General features: G+C 39.8%; 19 protein-coding genes. 11 read left to right on the top strand and 8 right to left on the bottom strand.

What is annotated here, in order from left to right; translation table 11 throughout:
- The first annotated feature begins 16 nt into the window (after positions 1-16).
- A complete protein-coding gene (locus H5161_RS06400; protein WP_039490175.1) occupies positions 17-820 on the top strand; it encodes a hypothetical protein in 804 nt (267 codons plus the stop codon).
- Here the strand turns inward: H5161_RS06400 and H5161_RS06395 are convergent.
- A complete protein-coding gene (locus H5161_RS06395; protein WP_182768945.1) occupies positions 817-1368 on the bottom strand; it encodes a hypothetical protein in 552 nt (183 codons plus the stop codon). The two genes, H5161_RS06400 and H5161_RS06395, sit on opposite strands and share 4 nt — an antisense overlap.
- A gap of 371 nt (positions 1369-1739) precedes the next feature.
- On the opposite strand from H5161_RS06395, the gene H5161_RS06390 reads away from it, so the two are divergent.
- On the top strand, positions 1740-1907 hold the full coding sequence (locus H5161_RS06390) for a hypothetical protein (RefSeq protein WP_002961566.1): 168 nt from the start codon (positions 1740-1742) through the stop codon (positions 1905-1907).
- A gap of 139 nt (positions 1908-2046) precedes the next feature.
- Positions 2047-2889 carry a transporter substrate-binding domain-containing protein gene (locus H5161_RS06385; protein ID WP_154903278.1) on the top strand — a complete coding sequence of 281 codons (843 nt, stop codon included), beginning with the start codon at positions 2047-2049 and terminating at the stop codon, positions 2887-2889.
- An 84-nt stretch (positions 2890-2973) separates the two neighbouring features.
- Here the strand turns inward: H5161_RS06385 and H5161_RS06380 are convergent, their stop codons facing one another.
- From H5161_RS06380 to H5161_RS06360, 5 genes are all read right to left on the bottom strand, one after another.
- Positions 2974-3555, bottom strand: a complete 582-nt coding sequence (locus tag H5161_RS06380; RefSeq protein WP_182724270.1) for a YceI family protein — start codon at positions 3553-3555, stop codon at positions 2974-2976.
- 1 nt (position 3556) lies between these two features.
- Positions 3557-4108: a cytochrome b gene (locus tag H5161_RS06375; protein WP_182768944.1), complete on the bottom strand. Its 552-nt coding sequence runs from the start codon at positions 4106-4108 to the stop codon at positions 3557-3559.
- A 146-nt stretch (positions 4109-4254) separates the two neighbouring features.
- On the bottom strand, positions 4255-5091 hold the full coding sequence (locus H5161_RS06370) for a ScpA family protein (protein WP_182768943.1): 837 nt from the start codon (positions 5089-5091) through the stop codon (positions 4255-4257).
- 6 nt (positions 5092-5097) lie between these two features.
- On the bottom strand, positions 5098-5718 hold the full coding sequence (locus H5161_RS06365) for an L-threonylcarbamoyladenylate synthase (RefSeq protein ID WP_002961576.1): 621 nt from the start codon (positions 5716-5718) through the stop codon (positions 5098-5100).
- Positions 5715-6569: an RNase RNM gene (locus H5161_RS06360; RefSeq protein WP_002961577.1), complete on the bottom strand. Its 855-nt coding sequence runs from the start codon at positions 6567-6569 to the stop codon at positions 5715-5717. The genes H5161_RS06365 and H5161_RS06360 overlap by 4 nt, the downstream gene beginning before the upstream one ends.
- Before the next feature lie 464 nt (positions 6570-7033).
- Here H5161_RS06360 and H5161_RS06355 point away from each other — a divergent pair, with 464 nt between their 5' ends.
- From H5161_RS06355 to trpA, 6 genes are read left to right on the top strand one after another with little or no spacing between them, the layout of a single operon-like run.
- Complete coding sequence (locus tag H5161_RS06355) at positions 7034-8602, top strand: anthranilate synthase component 1 (RefSeq protein ID WP_182693135.1); 1569 nt, start codon at positions 7034-7036, stop codon at positions 8600-8602.
- Between the two features lies 1 nt (position 8603).
- Complete coding sequence (locus tag H5161_RS06350) at positions 8604-9206, top strand: aminodeoxychorismate/anthranilate synthase component II (RefSeq protein WP_149592564.1); 603 nt, start codon at positions 8604-8606, stop codon at positions 9204-9206.
- Between the two features lie 11 nt (positions 9207-9217).
- A complete protein-coding gene (gene trpD / locus H5161_RS06345; protein WP_182768942.1) occupies positions 9218-10255 on the top strand; it encodes an anthranilate phosphoribosyltransferase in 1038 nt (345 codons plus the stop codon).
- Positions 10248-11612 carry a bifunctional indole-3-glycerol-phosphate synthase TrpC/phosphoribosylanthranilate isomerase TrpF gene (gene trpCF, locus H5161_RS06340; RefSeq protein WP_002961581.1) on the top strand — a complete coding sequence of 455 codons (1365 nt, stop codon included), beginning with the start codon at positions 10248-10250 and terminating at the stop codon, positions 11610-11612. The genes trpD and trpCF overlap by 8 nt, the downstream gene beginning before the upstream one ends.
- A gap of 7 nt (positions 11613-11619) precedes the next feature.
- Positions 11620-12804, top strand: a complete 1185-nt coding sequence (gene trpB / locus H5161_RS06335) for a tryptophan synthase subunit beta (protein WP_002961582.1) — start codon at positions 11620-11622, stop codon at positions 12802-12804.
- A complete protein-coding gene (gene trpA, locus H5161_RS06330) occupies positions 12801-13622 on the top strand; it encodes a tryptophan synthase subunit alpha (RefSeq protein ID WP_182768941.1) in 822 nt (273 codons plus the stop codon). The genes trpB and trpA overlap by 4 nt, the downstream gene beginning before the upstream one ends.
- Positions 13623-13687: 65 nt before the next feature.
- On the opposite strand, the gene H5161_RS06325 is transcribed toward trpA, so the two are convergent.
- Positions 13688-14266, bottom strand: a complete 579-nt coding sequence (locus H5161_RS06325) for a type 1 glutamine amidotransferase domain-containing protein (protein WP_024595007.1) — start codon at positions 14264-14266, stop codon at positions 13688-13690.
- Positions 14267-14623: 357 nt separating this feature from the next.
- The gene (locus H5161_RS06320; protein WP_007375441.1) at positions 14624-14893 is read right to left on the bottom strand and encodes an HU family DNA-binding protein; all 270 of its coding nucleotides are present in this window, start codon (positions 14891-14893) and stop codon (positions 14624-14626) included.
- Between the two features lie 191 nt (positions 14894-15084).
- On the opposite strand from H5161_RS06320, the gene H5161_RS06315 reads away from it, so the two are divergent.
- Both H5161_RS06315 and H5161_RS06310 read left to right on the top strand, forming a co-directional pair.
- Positions 15085-15660, top strand: a complete 576-nt coding sequence (locus H5161_RS06315; protein WP_033028426.1) for an inner membrane-spanning protein YciB — start codon at positions 15085-15087, stop codon at positions 15658-15660.
- Between the two features lie 66 nt (positions 15661-15726).
- Positions 15727-16368 carry a CPBP family intramembrane glutamic endopeptidase gene (locus tag H5161_RS06310; protein WP_182768940.1) on the top strand — a complete coding sequence of 214 codons (642 nt, stop codon included), beginning with the start codon at positions 15727-15729 and terminating at the stop codon, positions 16366-16368.
- The last annotated feature ends 51 nt before the right edge of the window (positions 16369-16419 follow it).

Here is a 16419-nt window from a genome sequence, read left to right as displayed (position 1 = left end):
ACAGTGGAGCATTTTAATGAAATACTTTTTTGTACTGCTACTATCAATCAGCTCTTTTAACGTATTAGCCGCTGAAGTAGTCATACATAACCTTAGCTCGCTCTCAAGTAATGCTCAAAATACGGTGTCTACATGGGTTAATCAAAGTGTTGAAAAAACACAAAATACACTGGGGCCTTTAAAGCAAACCACTTTGCCTATTTATTTAAAACCGCAATACTTTGCTTTTGAGCCTGTACCTTGGGCTACAGTTAAGCGCAATAACCCCGATGGGATTGAACTACATATAGATCGCTACGCCAGTTTAAATGCATTCACTAAAGATTGGACGCTATACCATGAACTTTCGCATTTATATTTGCCGCTACTTCCCTACTCCGGTTTTTGGCTAAGCGAGGGTTTTGCCAGTTATATGCAAAACGTAATAATGCGTGACAGCGGTATAATCACCCAGCCACAGTTTGTACAACGTTTAAATGCAGGATTTGATCGTGCCCGCCTGCAAACCAAAACTAAAACACAGCCACTTAATAAGCTCTCTGCCGATATGTGGAAACAACGCGCCCAGCAACGTGTTTATTGGACGGGTGCGGCTTTTTTTGCACAGGCCGACCTTAAGCTACAAAAACAAGGTTTATCTGTCGCGGGTATAATAAAACAGTATCAAACATGCTGTAGACCCGCTCGTTCTAGTGCTAAAACCTTTATAAAAGAGTTAGATAAGTTATCCGGCAGCAGCATTTTTACAACGCTGTATGCAAAATATAATACCCGTACTGATTTTCCTGATATTAATAAAAAGCAGCTAAACACGCTTTAACGGCTGCTCTGTTTTATATAGCTACTATATTCAACCAGCCCTTGCGCATTAAAATTGGTTGAGTACTCGTTCATAAAACCATGCAAAAAATTGGTTTTATGGCACTTAACACCCGCTTTGGTGCTTAAAGCTTTAATAACTTCATCAACATTAAAGTGACTCTCACTTTCTGGGAATATGAATTCACAGGGTACATTTGCATCTAACGCTAAATGATTACGAATTTGCGACAGATAAAAGCCAATTAACTTTTTAAGGTGTGTATTGCCTGTTAATAACTGTGCCCGCCATGCTGCACTTGCCCCTGCGCTAAACGCAATACATGTGGTCGGCACTTTTAAACTCTCAAAGCATTCTAGAAGTTTGTCCGTGTATTTGTCATGGCCACACTGCTGTATAAAATTATTATAACTATCTTGTTCACTTTCAATAGCTTGAATCTTGTTATTGTATGGGTCAACAATCACTAAATTTGAACTAATTGCCTGTGATAACTTACTTAAAGCAGGGGTTAAACCATAAATATCACTCACTATTAGGTAATTCATACTTATCCTTTGGTAACTAAAAATGGGCTTTGTAAGCAGTTGATAAGATTTATTATAAATATTTTTATAATAAATAGCTTGCACACAATTTATATATAAGTTACCTTCCCTCTCTGGTTTAAAGAAACCGCCGCGGTTAACCATTTACCCTGATCCAGTAAGCCCCGCAAAACGTATATTTGAAAGCTAAGTTATTGTACGGCGAGAACCCCTTGAATAATACCGAGATGATTTTTTACTATCATCGCAAAAGTGTCATAAAGATCGTCAACACTGTAATGAAGCTAAACACAACATCGTTAATTTATTGACTGCAATTTGCTATACAAATATAGCGCAGAATAAATAACAAGAATAAAGTGAGTTTTATTATGTCTTATAAATATAACGGGTCTATGATCCAAATAGCACATCCAGTGCAATCAATTTCAGTAAACAAACATCGTGTAATCTTCAGTGATACACAAGGTTTAAAAAATGCATTATTTCAAAAAGCGAGTGATGCACGCCAGTTTGTTAAGTGGCTAAAAGCTAACTAAGCAACATATAACTTTAATTGCCATTCTATTATTGCAATTATTGATAAGATATTATGCCAGCCTTGTTGCTGGCATTTTACTTTTTAGCCCTTTATTGGTTACAATAGTTTTACAATAATAATTACTGGTAGCTGTTGTAATGCTCCGTATATTTTTAACTTTCTTACTTTTTTTCTGTCTGAGCTCAATAAGCAATGCTAGAACCATAAACTGGCTAGCGCACGATTTTGCACCCTATTATATTTTAAATGGTCAATATCAACACCAAGGCCGTGACGAAAGCATAATTTCTTTACTTGAAAAACAACTTCCTAATATTACCTTTAACCGCATGCTTATCCCCTCAGGTAAAGTAATTCAAGAGCTGTCTAATACTTCAAATAATGTTTGTGCGTTATCGCTTTATAAAAATGATTACAGAAAAGAGCATATTTATTTCACAGACGAAAGCTCAACAACAGGCCTCTCGCCTTCAATAGCAATGCATAAAAAGCTGGCCAAAGCGCTAAATATAGCGGAATCAAAAGAAGTATCACTACTCAATTTAATACAAGATAAAAAACTAACTCTTGGAGTTTCTATGAGCCGCTCTTACGGCCAAGAGATAGATACTTTAATAAACAGTACACCCAACATTGATTTAGTAATTAGACCCACACGCGATAGCCTAGCGAGCCTTACATATATGCTTAACCTAAAACGAATTGATATTTTGCTGGGTTACCCAAGCGAGCATTACTATTTAGCTAAATCAATGCACTTTGAAGAAAACTTAACGCAGCGTCCATTAACCGAATCTCCAGCGCTCAGTTATGGCTTTATTGGTTGTACTAAAAACGAGCAAGGCGCAAAAGACATCGCTATTCTTAATGAGCAGCTTAAAGTTATTAAAAAAACGCAGGCTTATAACGATTTACTTATGCGCTGGTTGCCTGAGGATTTAAGGCCTCTATTAAAGTCACGTATTAATAGCACAAAATAAACAAATTCAAAGTCGCTTAATTTGAGTTTCTGTTAAGCAAAAAAAACGCCACAGTAAGTGGCGTTTTTATATTCAATAACTGTATTACTTACGAACGCCTTCTATTGATAAAATAATATCAACATGAGTAGATGCAGGCCCTAAGTTGTAATCAATACCATAATCTGTAAGTTTAAGGCTGGTTTCGCCTTCAAAACCTACGCGGTATCCACCCCACGGATCTTTACCTTCACCCACTTTATCTATTTCAAAGGTAATAGTTTTAGTTACGCCATGCAGCGTAAATTCGCCGGTTACGTCGGCCTCTTCACCATCTTCATCAAATTTAATGCTGGTGCTTTTAAATGTCGCTTTTGGGTATTTATCCACATTTAAAAAATCTTTACCGTGTAAGTGCTTATCGCGCTCTGCATGGTTAGAATCAAGGCTAGTGGTGTCAATATTTACCATAATTTTTGATGCATCAGGATTTTTAGCATCGTAACTAAATGTGCCGTCAAAAGTATTAAAACGACCATATAACCAGCTGTAACCTAAGTGTTTAATTTTAAAGTTAACAGATGCGTGCCCGCCTTTTGTATCAATTACATAATCAGCTGCATTAACGGCTGTTGCCGATAACATCATTGCAGCCGAAACGGCTGTGCTTACTAATAATTTTTTCATTTTAATCATCCTTTAATGGTTTGATCATTCTGATTAAGGTTTTATCTTTATCGATAAAGTGATGTTTTAACGCCCCTAGTGCATGCAATACTGCAAACCCGATTAATGTGCACGCGCCATAATAATGTACTTTTCCTGCAATATCGGCTTGGTCATCAAATGCAAAATCAAGCGCTGATACGTTAAATAAGGTAAACACTTCTATTGGACGTCCGTCTGCGGTTGATATTAAATACCCTGCAACAACTATAACGGCCAAAATAATATACATAGCAATATGCGCAGTATGTGCTAATTGGTTCATGCCTTTACTTTCACCTAATGATTTAGGTTGTGTAGATAAAGCACGCCATAAAATTCTAAATAAAAATACGGCCACAAGCGTAATACCAATACTTTTATGTAAATCGAGCGAGCCTTTATACCAGCTATCGTAATAAGTAAGCTCAACCATATATAAACCTAAACCAAACAGGCCAAAAATAGTCAACGCCATGAGCCAATGTAAAATAATGGCGACAAGTCCGTAAGATGAAGGTGTATTTTTAAACATGTGTAAAGTCCTATTATGCTATGACGTTACAATATAGTGCATAGCCGTAAATGAAAATAGCATTTACAAACACTTTACGTGCGTATACGCACAGAACTTTGATAATTAAAGTCAGTTTTTAGAAGTTGAGGATTAAACAGATAAGTTTATAGGGTTGATTGCTCGCTCAAGCTGACATAAATTAAGCTCTCTGGGCTTACTTGCAAACAGGTAACAAGTCCTTCTTTAATGAGCTCTAGCATGGCTATAAAAGTAACCACAACACCACTACGCCCTTCATCAGGCGTAAAAAGCGCATTAAATACCACTGCTGAATTTGCTTTCGATAGCTGTTGTAATATTTGGCTCATTCTCTCTCGGGTTGAGAGTACTTCAGCAGTAATTTGATGATGTTCAAACGTTTTTGCTCGCGCCATAACATCACTCAACGCCAGCATTAAGTCTTTAAGTTCAATATCAGGGAGGTTATGACTTGTGTCTTCATTTATTGGCATAGCGGCATGCGCTATAAAAATATCACGCCCAACACGGGGGATATCATCGAGGTTTTCGGCGGCTTTTTTAAATAACTCATATTCTTGCAGGCGTTTAATAAGCTCAGCGCGAGGGTCTTCTTCCTCTTCAAGTTCTTCGTGAACAGGGAGTAATAAGCGCGACTTAATTTGTGCAAGTAACGCAGCCATAACTAAATATTCACCGGCAAGTTCGAGTTGAAACTCGGTCATCATTTCAACATAACTTACATACTGCTCTGTAATACTAAAAATAGAAAGATCGAGCACATCAAGCTTATGCTTTTTAATTAAATAAAGCAGTAAATCGAGCGGGCCTTCAAAGGTTTCTAATATTATTTCGAGCGCATCGGGCGGGATATATAAGTCTTCTGGTTTATCTACAACCGCTTTACCATGCAAAAAAGCCAGTGGCAGCTTCTGCTGCACTGGCTTTTCACTACTTTTTGTATCAGCAGTACTTTCGCTCACTTGTTATTACTCAAACGGGCTTGTATCACCACAGCCAACACGCAATATTTTAACTTCATCTTCCGACAAGTCGATTACTGTGGTTGCTTGCTCGGCTAAATGGCCACCGTGAATAATTAAATCAACGTGTTTATCTAATCGCTCTAATATTTCATCCGGATCAGATTCAGTAAACTGCTGCCCGGGTAAAATTAAAGAACACGACATTAATGGCTCGCCAAGTTCGGCAAGTAACGCACAAGCAATTGGGTGTTCAATTACACGCATGCCAATGGTTTTTTTCTTGTCGTTTAATAAACGCTTAGGGACTTCTTTTGTGCCTTTAAAAATAAAGGTATAAGGCCCTGGCGTATTATTTTTAATTAATCTAAATAGCTGGTTATCTACACGTGCATAAGTAGATAGCTCCGATAAATCACGGCAAACTAGCGTAAAATTATCGTTTTTTTCAATACCACGAATACGCTCTATGCGCTCTTTGGCTTGCTTATTACCAATGTTACAGCCAATGGCATAGCCCGAATCTGTTGGGTAAACAACAACACCGCCTTGTTTAATAATATCAACGGCTTGACTAATCAGTCTTGGTTGCGGGTTATCAGGATGAATATGGAATAATTGACTCATGTTAATGCCCCTTCTTGTCCTTCCCAAACTTGCCAAACACCTTGGCAGTCTTTCGGTAAGTATAAATTTTTGCCAAGCTCTAAATAGCTTGTCGGAAAATGAAAATCAGACCCTTGCGAGCAAAGTAGTTCGTACTCACGGCTGAGTTCACCTAAAAATTGACGTTCGCTTGGCGCCTGTTGAGGTTGTGCAACTTCCATTGCGTCTCCTCCTACACTTTTAAATTCTACTAATAATTTGCGTAGCCACTTGTTTGACATTTGATAGCTACTTGGGTGCGCAAGTACAGCAACACCACCAGCAGCATGTATTGCCTCTACAGCGGTTTGCATGGTGCACCAGCAACTAGGTACATAGCCTGTTTTGCCGCGCCCTAAGTACTTTTTAAAAACACCCGGGAAATTTTTAGCTACACCGCGCTCAATAAGAGCGCGTGCAAAATGTGCGCGCGTAATTTGCGCGTCTTTTGCCAGCTCTTTAGCTTGCTCGTAAATGCCATCAAAGCCATTTTTTGCAAGGCGTGCGCCAATTTCTAGTGCACGCTCTTCTCGCTTTTGCTGCTGAGCCGATAATAAAGAAGTAAGGTCAATATTATTAATATCAATATTTAAACCTACAATATGAATTTCGAAGCTTTCCCATTTGGTAGACACTTCGGTACCCGTTATTAATGAAAGCGGCAAGTTTTCTGCTTCAATAAATTGCTGAGCAGGCTTAATAGCCGCCACAGTGTCATGATCGGTAATAGCAAACACATCAATATTTTTATCAACAGCGCGATGCAATAATTCTTCAACCGTTAAACGCCCGTCTGAATGTGTAGTATGGCTATGTAAATCGTATTTTATCAAAAGAAAACTGCTTAAAATTAAGGGTTACTGGTGTTTATGTAAGTATAACAACTTTTTTGACTAAATTGTTTTAAATAAACACTTGACACAAAAGCATAAGATACGTTTTACTGTAGCCACTTTCAGACACATTAAGAATTAACAATAATGATCAATTCAAACTTAAACACTATTTGGTGGTGGCACTCGTAATTTTCGGGTGATGAATTGTCGTGTCTAGCAAAAATTCAAAACCCGCAACTATGCGGGTTTTTTTATAACTAAATTTTACGAAACATATACGTTAAAAATATTTAATAAATTTTGAGGCAGAAAAACATGAATAACGGTCTTACTCTTACACATCGTTGGTGGTGGCGCCTGATATAGCGGGACGGTAATGATCTGTTTGTAATTTAGATATCGTTATTCAAACCCCGCATTGCAAAAGCACTGCGGGGTTTAATTTTTTGAGGGAATGAGGTTTGATTTTTAGTCATATAACTACCACACCAGGCGAAGTAACAAGCATTACGCAAGTACGCGACTATATTAGTAGCCCTCTTGCATTATACGCGGCACTTGATAAGCCCAACTCACTACTGCTTGAATCGGCTGAGATTGATTCTAAAGACAGTGTAAAAAGTTTAATTTTAGTTGATAGCGCCCTGCGCATTGTATGTAAGGGTAAAACGGTAACTGTTAGCGCACAATCTAATAACGGCAAGCAATTATTAAGCTACTTACAAGCAAATGTTAAGAGCTGTGATTCACAATTAAACGACACAACGCTTACACTTAACTACCAAGACACCAGCAGCGATATAGACGAAGCAAGTAAGCTTGTTGCCGATAACGCCTTCAGCGCTCTTCGTACCTGTATTAACAGCATTCAAAGCACTACCGAAAATCCGTTTTCGGTATTTTTAGGCGGTGTGTTTGCCTACGATATGGTGGCAAACTTTGAGCAATTAAGTGATGTACCTGATGGCGAAAACACCTGCCCAGATTACGTATTTTACTTAGCCGAAACCTTAGTTGTTATTGATCATCAAAAACAAACAACTGAGCTCATTGGTAATGTATTTAACGGCCCAGACGTACACGCTAACTGTTTTGAAGTAGGTAAAGAGCTTGAGCGCTTAAATACGCTTTGCGATAACGCTGCAGAATTTAGTGCGGATATGCAAAGTGGCAAATGTGAAGTAAGCGTTGATATAAGCGACGAAACGTATTGCGAGCAAGTTGTTAAGCTTAAAAAGAATATTGTTGATGGTGATATTTTTCAGGTAGTGCCGTCGCGTACATTTTCACTACCTTGCCCTGATTCTTTACATGCGTATAGCCAGCTTAAAAAGCAAAACCCAAGCCCTTACATGTTTTATATGCGCGATGAAGACTTTGCATTATTTGGCGCGTCTCCTGAGTCGGCCCTTAAGTACGACGTAAGTAATCAGCAAGTAGAAGTTTACCCAATTGCTGGTACTCGAGCACGCGGCAAATTTGCTAACGGGCAAATAAACCCCGACTTAGACAGCCGCATTGAGCTGGAACTAAGAAACGATCAAAAAGAGCGCGCCGAGCATTTAATGCTTGTCGATTTAGCCCGTAACGACGTAGCCCGCATTAGTGTTGCAGGTACTCGTTTTGCCAAAGAGTTATTAAAAGTAGACCGCTATTCACAGGTAATGCATTTAGTTTCACGCGTTGTTGGCACACTAAAACCAGAACTTGATGCACTGCATGCTTACCAAGCGTGTATGAACATGGGCACCCTTGTTGGTGCACCAAAAGTACGTGCTGCTGAGCTTGTACGTCAAACAGAAGGTAAGCGCCGAGGCAGTTATGGCGGCGCTGTAGGTTACTTAACCGGTGATGGCGCAATGGATAGTTGTATTGTTATTCGCTCTGCTTTTGTTAAAAATAACATAGCCTACGTGCAAGCAGGTGCAGGTGTAGTGTTTGACTCAGATCCTATTTCAGAAGCAAACGAAACTCGCGCTAAAGCACAAGCGGTTATCACCGCCATAAAATCTACGTATAAGGCGGTATAAAATGAGTAAAGCGAATCCTATTAAAATCTATTTTTTAGATAACTTTGACTCATTTACATATAACTTAGTTGATGAGCTTACGATGCTTGGCTGCGAACTTGTTGTTTACAGAAACAACATTAGCGCTGAGGTTATTTTTAATAAAATGCGCCAAGAGCAAGGCCAAGTACTATTAGTACTTTCCCCAGGTCCTGGCACACCAAGCGATGCAGGCTGTTTAATGGAGCTTATTGAGCTCTCTAAAGGCCACTTCCCAATGCTAGGCATTTGTTTAGGCCAACAAGCATTAACACAAAGCTATGGCGGAGTAATCGGTCACGCGGGTGAAACCGTACATGGTAAGTCTTCAATTATTAATTTAGGCGAACATCCTGTATTTGATGGTATGGGCAATACAATGCCTGTAGCACGTTACCATTCATTAATGGCAACAAAAGTGCCTGATAATATAAAGGTTATTGCCCAGTACGAAGATATCCCTATGGCTATTTATCATCATGATGACAACGCATTGGGTTATCAATTTCATCCAGAATCAATACTGACGCCAAACGGCGCAATGCTACTTCAGCAAAGTGTCGCTTACTTAACACGTGCCAAATAATAGAGGACATTATGAGTACACAACCAGAACAACCCATAAATGTTCAACACGCTATTGAACAACTAATTACAGGGCAATCATTAAGCTACGCAGACGCCAAAGCACTGTTTGATGAAATAATGCAAGGTAACATGAGCGAGATTGAGCTAACCGCCCTACTAATAAGCCTTAAAATTAAAGGCGAAGTAAGCGATGAAATAGCAGGTGCTGCAGCCTCAATGCGCGAAAACGCTGTTGCTTTTACTACCAGCAGTACACAACTTGCTGATAGCTGTGGCACTGGCGGCGATGGCTCAAACACAATTAATATAAGCACAACAGCAGCCATAGTTGCCGCTGCTGCCGGCATCAACATGGTAAAACATGGTAATCGCAGTGTATCGAGTAATTCAGGCTCTGCCGACTTACTAAAAGCGTTGGGCATTAATATAGATATGAGCCCAGAGCAGGCAGCAAAATGCCTTGAGCAAACCAATTTTACCTTTTTGTTTGCACCGCACTATCACAGTGGCGTACGCCATGCGATGGGCGTGCGTACAGCGCTTAAAACACGCACTATTTTTAATATTTTAGGCCCGCTTGCTAACCCAGCTGCACCTGATGTGCAATTGTTAGGTGTGTACAACGAAGCGTTATGTATGCCAATGGCACAAACACTTAAAACTCTTGGCACAAAGCGCGCTATGATTGTTCACGGCTCGGGCACTGACGAAATAGCTCTACAAGGTCCAACAACGGTAGTTGAGCTGAATAATGGCGAGCTTACACAGTACACACTAAACCCAAGCGACTTTGACCTTGCAAACTATTCACTTGAACAACTCGCTGGTGAAGGCCCACAATACAACGCAAATGCTAGCCTTGCCATCTTACAAGGCAAAGGCACAGATGCACATAATGCTGCCATTGTGGTTAACGTAGCTGCCCTTTTATACCTAACAGGTAAAGCAGAAACGTTAAAAGAAGGGGCAAAGCAAGTACAAACATTATTAAGTTCAGGGCAAGCCATGAACACACTAAATGCAATTATTGAGGTAAGTAATGGCTAATGTATTAGACAAAATTGTTGCTGATAAAAAATTAGAACTAATTGAGCGTAAAGCCGCACGCCCGCTTGAAAGCTTTAAACACCTTGCAGTGCCTACAAGCCGTAGTTTTTACAAAGCATTAGCCGCCCCAGGCACACAGTTTATTTTAGAGTGTAAAAAAGCATCGCCTTCAAAAGGGCTAATTAGAGAGCCATTTGATTTAACCGAAATCACATCGGTTTATAAAAAATACGCTACCTGCATGAGCGTGTTAACTGATGCTAAATATTTTCAAGGCAGTTTTGACTATCTTGAATTTGTGCGCAGCCAAGTAGAACAACCGCTTATCTGTAAAGACTTTTTTATAGATGAGTACCAAGTGTATATGGCCCGTATTTATGGCGGTGACGCTATATTACTGATGCTTTCAGTACTCGATGACGAAAGCTATAAAGCACTGCACGCAGTTGCCGATTCTCTGAATATGTCGGTATTAACCGAAGTAAGTAATGAAGAAGAAGTACACCGTGCACTTGCGCTTGATGCACAAATTATTGGTATTAATAACCGTGATTTACGCGATTTAAGCACCGATTTAGCCACTACCGAAAAGCTACGCAAACTTATTCCGGCTGATAAAGTGGTTATTTCGGAATCGGGTATTTACACCCATCAAGACGTAAAACGTTTAGCTCCATTATGCGATGGTTTTTTAATTGGCAGCTCACTTATGGGCGAGCGTGATTTAGAGCAAGCATGTCGCCGTGTTATTTTAGGTGACAATAAAGTATGTGGTTTAACACGTACCAAAGATGCACAAGCGGCATATCAAAACGGTGCTATTTACGGGGGTTTAATTTTTCATCCTAAATCGCCACGCTATGTTGATTTAGATTGCGCAAAAGAGCTTAGCCAAAGTGCCCCGCTTAATTTTGTGGGTGTATTTGTAGATGCCCCAATTGATCAAGTTGCTCAATACGCAAGTGTGCTAAAATTGGCGGCAGTTCAATTACATGGTCAAGAAAGTGACGATTACATCGCTCAGTTGCGTACACAGTTACCTACCGGCTGCGAGATTTGGAAAGCCCAAGCAATAAAAGATGCATTGCCAACGCCTGTAAATGGCGTTGACCGACACCTTTACGATACACACAGCGATACACAAGCTGGCGGTACAGGTAAAGCATTTGATTGGTCGGTGCTTCATGATGCAACCACTCCGTTTATGCTCGCTGGAGGCTTAAATCCAGACAATATTAAAGATGCGCTTTTTAAAGGTGCCTTAGGCCTTGATTTAAACTCAGGCGTTGAAGAATCTGCGGGTAAAAAGTGCCCTAACAAATTACATAATGCTTTTACAAGCATCAGAAATTATTGAGGTTAAAATGCAAAATCCAGCTTATTTTGGCGAGTTTGGCGGTATGTTTGTACCCGAGTTACTTGTCCCTGCGCTTAAGCAGTTAGAAAACGAATTTAACAAAGCACAAAAAGATCCTGAGTTTCAGGCTGAGCTAAGTAAATTATTAAACGAGTATGCGGGTCGTCCTACCCCACTTACTTTAACGCGCAATTTAGTTAAAAACCCAAAAGTAAAACTGTATCTAAAGCGTGAAGACTTATTACACGGCGGCGCACATAAAACCAACCAAGTACTTGGCCAAGCGTTACTTACTAAGCGCATGGGTAAAAAACAAGTAATTGCTGAAACAGGCGCAGGCCAACACGGCGTTGCAACCGCGCTTGCATGTGCATTACTGGGTTTAAAATGTCGAATTTATATGGGCGCAAAAGACGTTGAACGTCAGCAACCAAACGTATTTAGAATGAAGTTAATGGGCGCAGAGGTTATTCCGGTAACAGCGGGTTCTGGCACATTAAAAGATGCAGTAAATGAAGCCCTGCGTGACTGGTCAGCTAATTATCAAGACGCGCACTACCTACTAGGCACAGCTGCGGGTCCTCACCCATTCCCAACAATTGTACGTGAGTATCAAAAAGTTATTGGTGAAGAAGCTAAACAACAAGTACTTAAAGCCGAAGGTCGTTTACCTGACGCTGTAATTGCCTGTGTTGGTGGTGGTTCAAACGCAATTGGTATGTTCACCGACTTTATTGACGAGCCAGGCGTTAAATTAATTGGTGTTGAGCCTGCTGGGAAAGGGCTTGATACAAATGAGCACGGTGCAACAATTTGTAAAGGCACTAAAGGTATATTACACGGTACTTACACGTACATTATGCAAAACGACGATGGCCAAATTGAAGAGTCTTACTCTGTATCAGCGGGTCTTGATTACCCTGCGGTTGGTCCTCAGCACGCATTTTTACACGAAACCGGTCGAGCGCAATACGTGGGTATCACAGATACAGAAGCGCTTGATGCGTTTCAATCACTTGCTAAAAACGAAGGGATCATTCCGGCGCTTGAATCAAGCCATGCGCTTGCTTATGCACTTAAGTATGCAGAAGAGCAAACCGAGGAAAGCGTTTTAGTTATTAATTTAAGTGGTCGTGGCGATAAAGATTTAGCACACGTTCACAATGTACTATCTGAAAGAGGTCAGCTATGAGCCAAGTAAAAACGGATCGTTACGGCAAAATGTTTGCAGCGCTTAACGAGAAAAAACAAGGTGCGTTTGTACCATTTGTAACAATTGGCGACCCAGGTAAAGAGCAAAGTGTTGCGATTATTAAAAGCCTAATTGACGGCGGCGCTGATGCACTTGAGCTTGGTATTCCGTTTTCTGACCCGATTGCGGATGGCCCTGTAATTCAAAAAGCTAATATTCGCGCACTTAATGTGCACATTAACACGCAAGATTGCTTTGATGTTATTAAAGAGATACGCGAGTATAACGCCGATATTCCAATTGGATTATTGCTTTACTCAAACCTTGTTTTTAAGCGCGGCATAGAAGCATTTTATAAAGATGCAAAAGCGGTAGGTGTAGACTCTATTTTAGTGGCTGACGTGCCTCTGCATGAATCTAAAATATTTAGAAAGTCAGCAATGGATAACGGTGTAGACCCAATTTTTATTGCCACACCTAATGCAGATGACGACACTCTTCGCCAATGCGCCTCTTACGGTCGTGGTTATACGTATTTACTATCGCGCGCTGGTGTTACCGGTACCGATACAAAAGCACAAATGCCAGCGGGTAATATTGTTACTAAATTAAAAGAATACCATGCAGCTCCTGCTCTTTTAGGATTTGGTATTTCAACGCCAGATGATGTAAAAGCGGCACTTAATGCAGGCGCAGCAGGTGCTATTTCAGGCTCTGCTGTAGTTAAAATTATTGAAGCTAACCTTAACGATTTAGACGCAATGACAACGCAGTTAAAAGCATTTGTTAGTGAAATGAAAGCGGCAACCGCATTATAAAAAGTGTAAATTTACGCATTAAAAAAGGGCATTTAAAATGCCCTTTTTTGTTTTTTAAAAGCAAATTAGTGAGCTTGGTGTTTACCCTCTAAAATCTCTTCAATAAACTTAGCATTAAATGCTTCTAAATCAGCTGGGCTTCGGCTTGTTACCAAACCTTGGTCTACACATACTTCTTGATCAACCCAATTAGCACCTGCATTAATTAAATCGCTTTTAATACTAGGAAAAGAAGTAATGGTACGGTCGCGCAATTTATTAATTTCAGCTAACAACCACGGTGCGTGGCAAATAGCAGCAACGGGTTTGTTTTTTTCTGCACCAAAAAATCCATCAATAAATGCTTTAGCATCTTTATCTTGGCGTAAACTGTCTGGATTAAATAAACCACCAGGAAGCATAAGCGCGTCGTAATCAGCAGGATCCGCGTTTGTAACTAGTTTATCTACTGTTACTTTATCGCCCCACTTGTCTTCATCCCAGCCAGTAATTTGGCCTTCTTTAATTGATACTATTTCGATGTTTGCACCAGCATCAAGTAATGCGCTGCGTGGAGATAAAAGCTCACTTTGCTCAAACCCATCAGTGGCTAAAATTGCGATTTTTTTGCCTTGTAAACGTGTGCTTGTCTGTAATGTACTCATTGAGATCTCCTTATTTTCTTAAAAGATATATTTAAAATACACAATCAAAAAAGCACGATGTGTGCCGATAACAAGCAATTGAAAATAAAGGAGTTAATTTAAGTAGGATTTATAATGCCATGTAAATCATTTAGAAGGGATGAAAAAACTACATAGATCAGACATAGCTTTGCTACTTGGTGATTTAAATACAGAAGCTTCGCTTCTCGCGTGAGCAAGCCAACGCCTACAACTAACGCTCGGCATTATGTTTATTTTGTAGACGCACAACTTGTTGGCGTGATGGGCAAAGCCCATAATTTTATGTTTAATAACTCCACGCAAAGCTCAATCAACGACCAAGCTAAGTAATGCTATTTAAAGCAGATCTTTTAACGCCTTAGCAGGTTTAAAAACCGCTTTATTTGCGCCTTCTATTTCAATTGCAGCCCCTGTTTGCGGGTTACGCCCAGTACGCGCTGGGTAATAACTTAGCGCAAAGGTACCAAAGCCATTAATTTGAACTTGATCGCCCTCAGAAAGCGATTTAGTAATGACTTTTTGCAAGCTTGAAAGTGCCGCTTGAGAATCTTTTTTTGTTAATTCACTTTTGTGTGCAATGGCAGCAACGAGTTCTGCTTTATTCATTTTAGGCTCCTAAATACACGCCAAATCAGTGTTGGTTAAGCGTGGGAATATGATGATATGAAAAATACCAAACCAAATTGGTAATAAAGCCACGCAGGCTAAGGGTTACAGGGCAACAAGTCAACCTTGTAGTTGCTAAGCTTTATGTGGTAAAAAGCCTTTGACTCTTTTTTGTATAATTTAGGTAGTATATGCACGCATTAATTGAATACATTCCACTCATACTGTTTTTTGCAGTGTTTAAACTCGTCGATATTTATTGGGCTACCGGTTTATTGATGGCCACTACGCTTATTCAAGTTGCTTATAGCTACTTTAAACATGGCAATGTACCTACTCGTCATTGGATATTTTTTGGCATTGCTGCCGTGTTTGGTACGCTAACGCTGGTACTTCATGATGAGCAATACATTAAATGGAAAGCAACACTGATATATGCAGGTTTAAGTTTAACGTTACTTGTTAGCCGTTATGTACTTAATAAAAATCTCGTTAAAAAAGCGCTTAGCTCAATCCTCGAAAACGCTAATGATACAAAACAAGCCATTGTTGTCCCAGAACCATTATGGGATAAGCTTAACCTAATGTGGGTTGTTATAACTGCTGGTATAGCGGCACTAAACATTTATATTGCATACAATTTTTCGCTCGATTTTTGGGTTAACTTTAAAGTGTTTGGTTTAATGGGTATTACTTTTGTAAGCATTTTTGCCACCATTATTGCCTTGTACAAATACCTCCCTGATGAAGAGGAAACAGCAAAGTAAGCCCCCTCGTCATAAAAGTGTCGTCTTAGCTTGTTAGCTTATTAAAAAAAGCAAGTTGAGACGACCTTGAACGCTAACCAATACCGCTGGTTTGAATTTACCCTCATTTTTATATTGCTGCCCTTGTTGGGTTTTGGATTACGCGAGCATTTAGCTAATTGGCTTATCCCTGCGCTTATTATACTTATGAGTGTGTGTTGTATGTTGCTACTAGGCGATCCCCATTTTAAACGGTTTAGACTCACAAGCCTTGGGCAATTTTCTGCTGTTAAAAGGCGTGTGTTTAGCTTCTTTTTTTTAGGTACGCTGTTCTCAGGCATGTTTTACGGGATTATTCATCAAGGCAACTGGTTTACCCTTCCCCGTAACTCATTTAATGATTGGCTTTTACTATTGGTGCTGTATCCAATACTGTCGGTTATTCCTCAAGAATTAATATTCAGAACGTATTTTTTTCATCGTTATAAACGCATCATGCCAAAAAAAACAGTGCGTATTGTAGTCAGTGCGAGTGTATTTGCGCTGGCGCATATTGTGTATGCAAATTGGATTGCAGTAGCCTTAGCCTTTTTGGGCGGTTTACTGTTTGCGTATACCTACGCACAAAGCCGCTCAACGGTCGTGTGTGTTATTGAACACAGCTTATGGGGGCTATGGATGTTTACACTCGGGATTGGCAGCTACCTCGATTCAGGCGCATTTAACTAATATAACAAACATTAAAAAATCCGATATCAGAAACTAATATCGGATTTCGAA

The organism is Pseudoalteromonas sp. SG43-5 (assembly GCF_014164345.1).
In the GTDB taxonomy this organism is placed as follows: Bacteria; Pseudomonadota; Gammaproteobacteria; order Enterobacterales; family Alteromonadaceae; genus Pseudoalteromonas; species Pseudoalteromonas distincta.
Note: the sequence above shows the minus strand (reverse complement) of the source record. Positions and strands in the feature narration are given on the sequence as shown.

Coding starts and splice junctions, on each gene's coding strand:
- H5161_RS06400 (WP_039490175.1), top strand. CDS start 17: ATGAAATACTTTTTTGTACTGCTACTATCAATCAGCTCTTTTAACGTA.
- H5161_RS06395 (WP_182768945.1), bottom strand. CDS start 1,368: ATGAATTACCTAATAGTGAGTGATATTTATGGTTTAACCCCTGCTTTA.
- H5161_RS06390 (WP_002961566.1), top strand. CDS start 1,740: ATGTCTTATAAATATAACGGGTCTATGATCCAAATAGCACATCCAGTG.
- H5161_RS06385 (WP_154903278.1), top strand. CDS start 2,047: ATGCTCCGTATATTTTTAACTTTCTTACTTTTTTTCTGTCTGAGCTCA.
- H5161_RS06380 (WP_182724270.1), bottom strand. CDS start 3,555: ATGAAAAAATTATTAGTAAGCACAGCCGTTTCGGCTGCAATGATGTTA.
- H5161_RS06375 (WP_182768944.1), bottom strand. CDS start 4,108: ATGTTTAAAAATACACCTTCATCTTACGGACTTGTCGCCATTATTTTA.
- H5161_RS06365 (WP_002961576.1), bottom strand. CDS start 5,718: ATGAGTCAATTATTCCATATTCATCCTGATAACCCGCAACCAAGACTG.
- H5161_RS06350 (WP_149592564.1), top strand. CDS start 8,604: ATGAGTAAAGCGAATCCTATTAAAATCTATTTTTTAGATAACTTTGAC.
- trpD (WP_182768942.1), top strand. CDS start 9,218: ATGAGTACACAACCAGAACAACCCATAAATGTTCAACACGCTATTGAA.
- trpCF (WP_002961581.1), top strand. CDS start 10,248: ATGGCTAATGTATTAGACAAAATTGTTGCTGATAAAAAATTAGAACTA.
- trpB (WP_002961582.1), top strand. CDS start 11,620: ATGCAAAATCCAGCTTATTTTGGCGAGTTTGGCGGTATGTTTGTACCC.
- trpA (WP_182768941.1), top strand. CDS start 12,801: ATGAGCCAAGTAAAAACGGATCGTTACGGCAAAATGTTTGCAGCGCTT.
- H5161_RS06325 (WP_024595007.1), bottom strand. CDS start 14,266: ATGAGTACATTACAGACAAGCACACGTTTACAAGGCAAAAAAATCGCA.
- H5161_RS06320 (WP_007375441.1), bottom strand. CDS start 14,893: ATGAATAAAGCAGAACTCGTTGCTGCCATTGCACACAAAAGTGAATTA.
- H5161_RS06315 (WP_033028426.1), top strand. CDS start 15,085: ATGCACGCATTAATTGAATACATTCCACTCATACTGTTTTTTGCAGTG.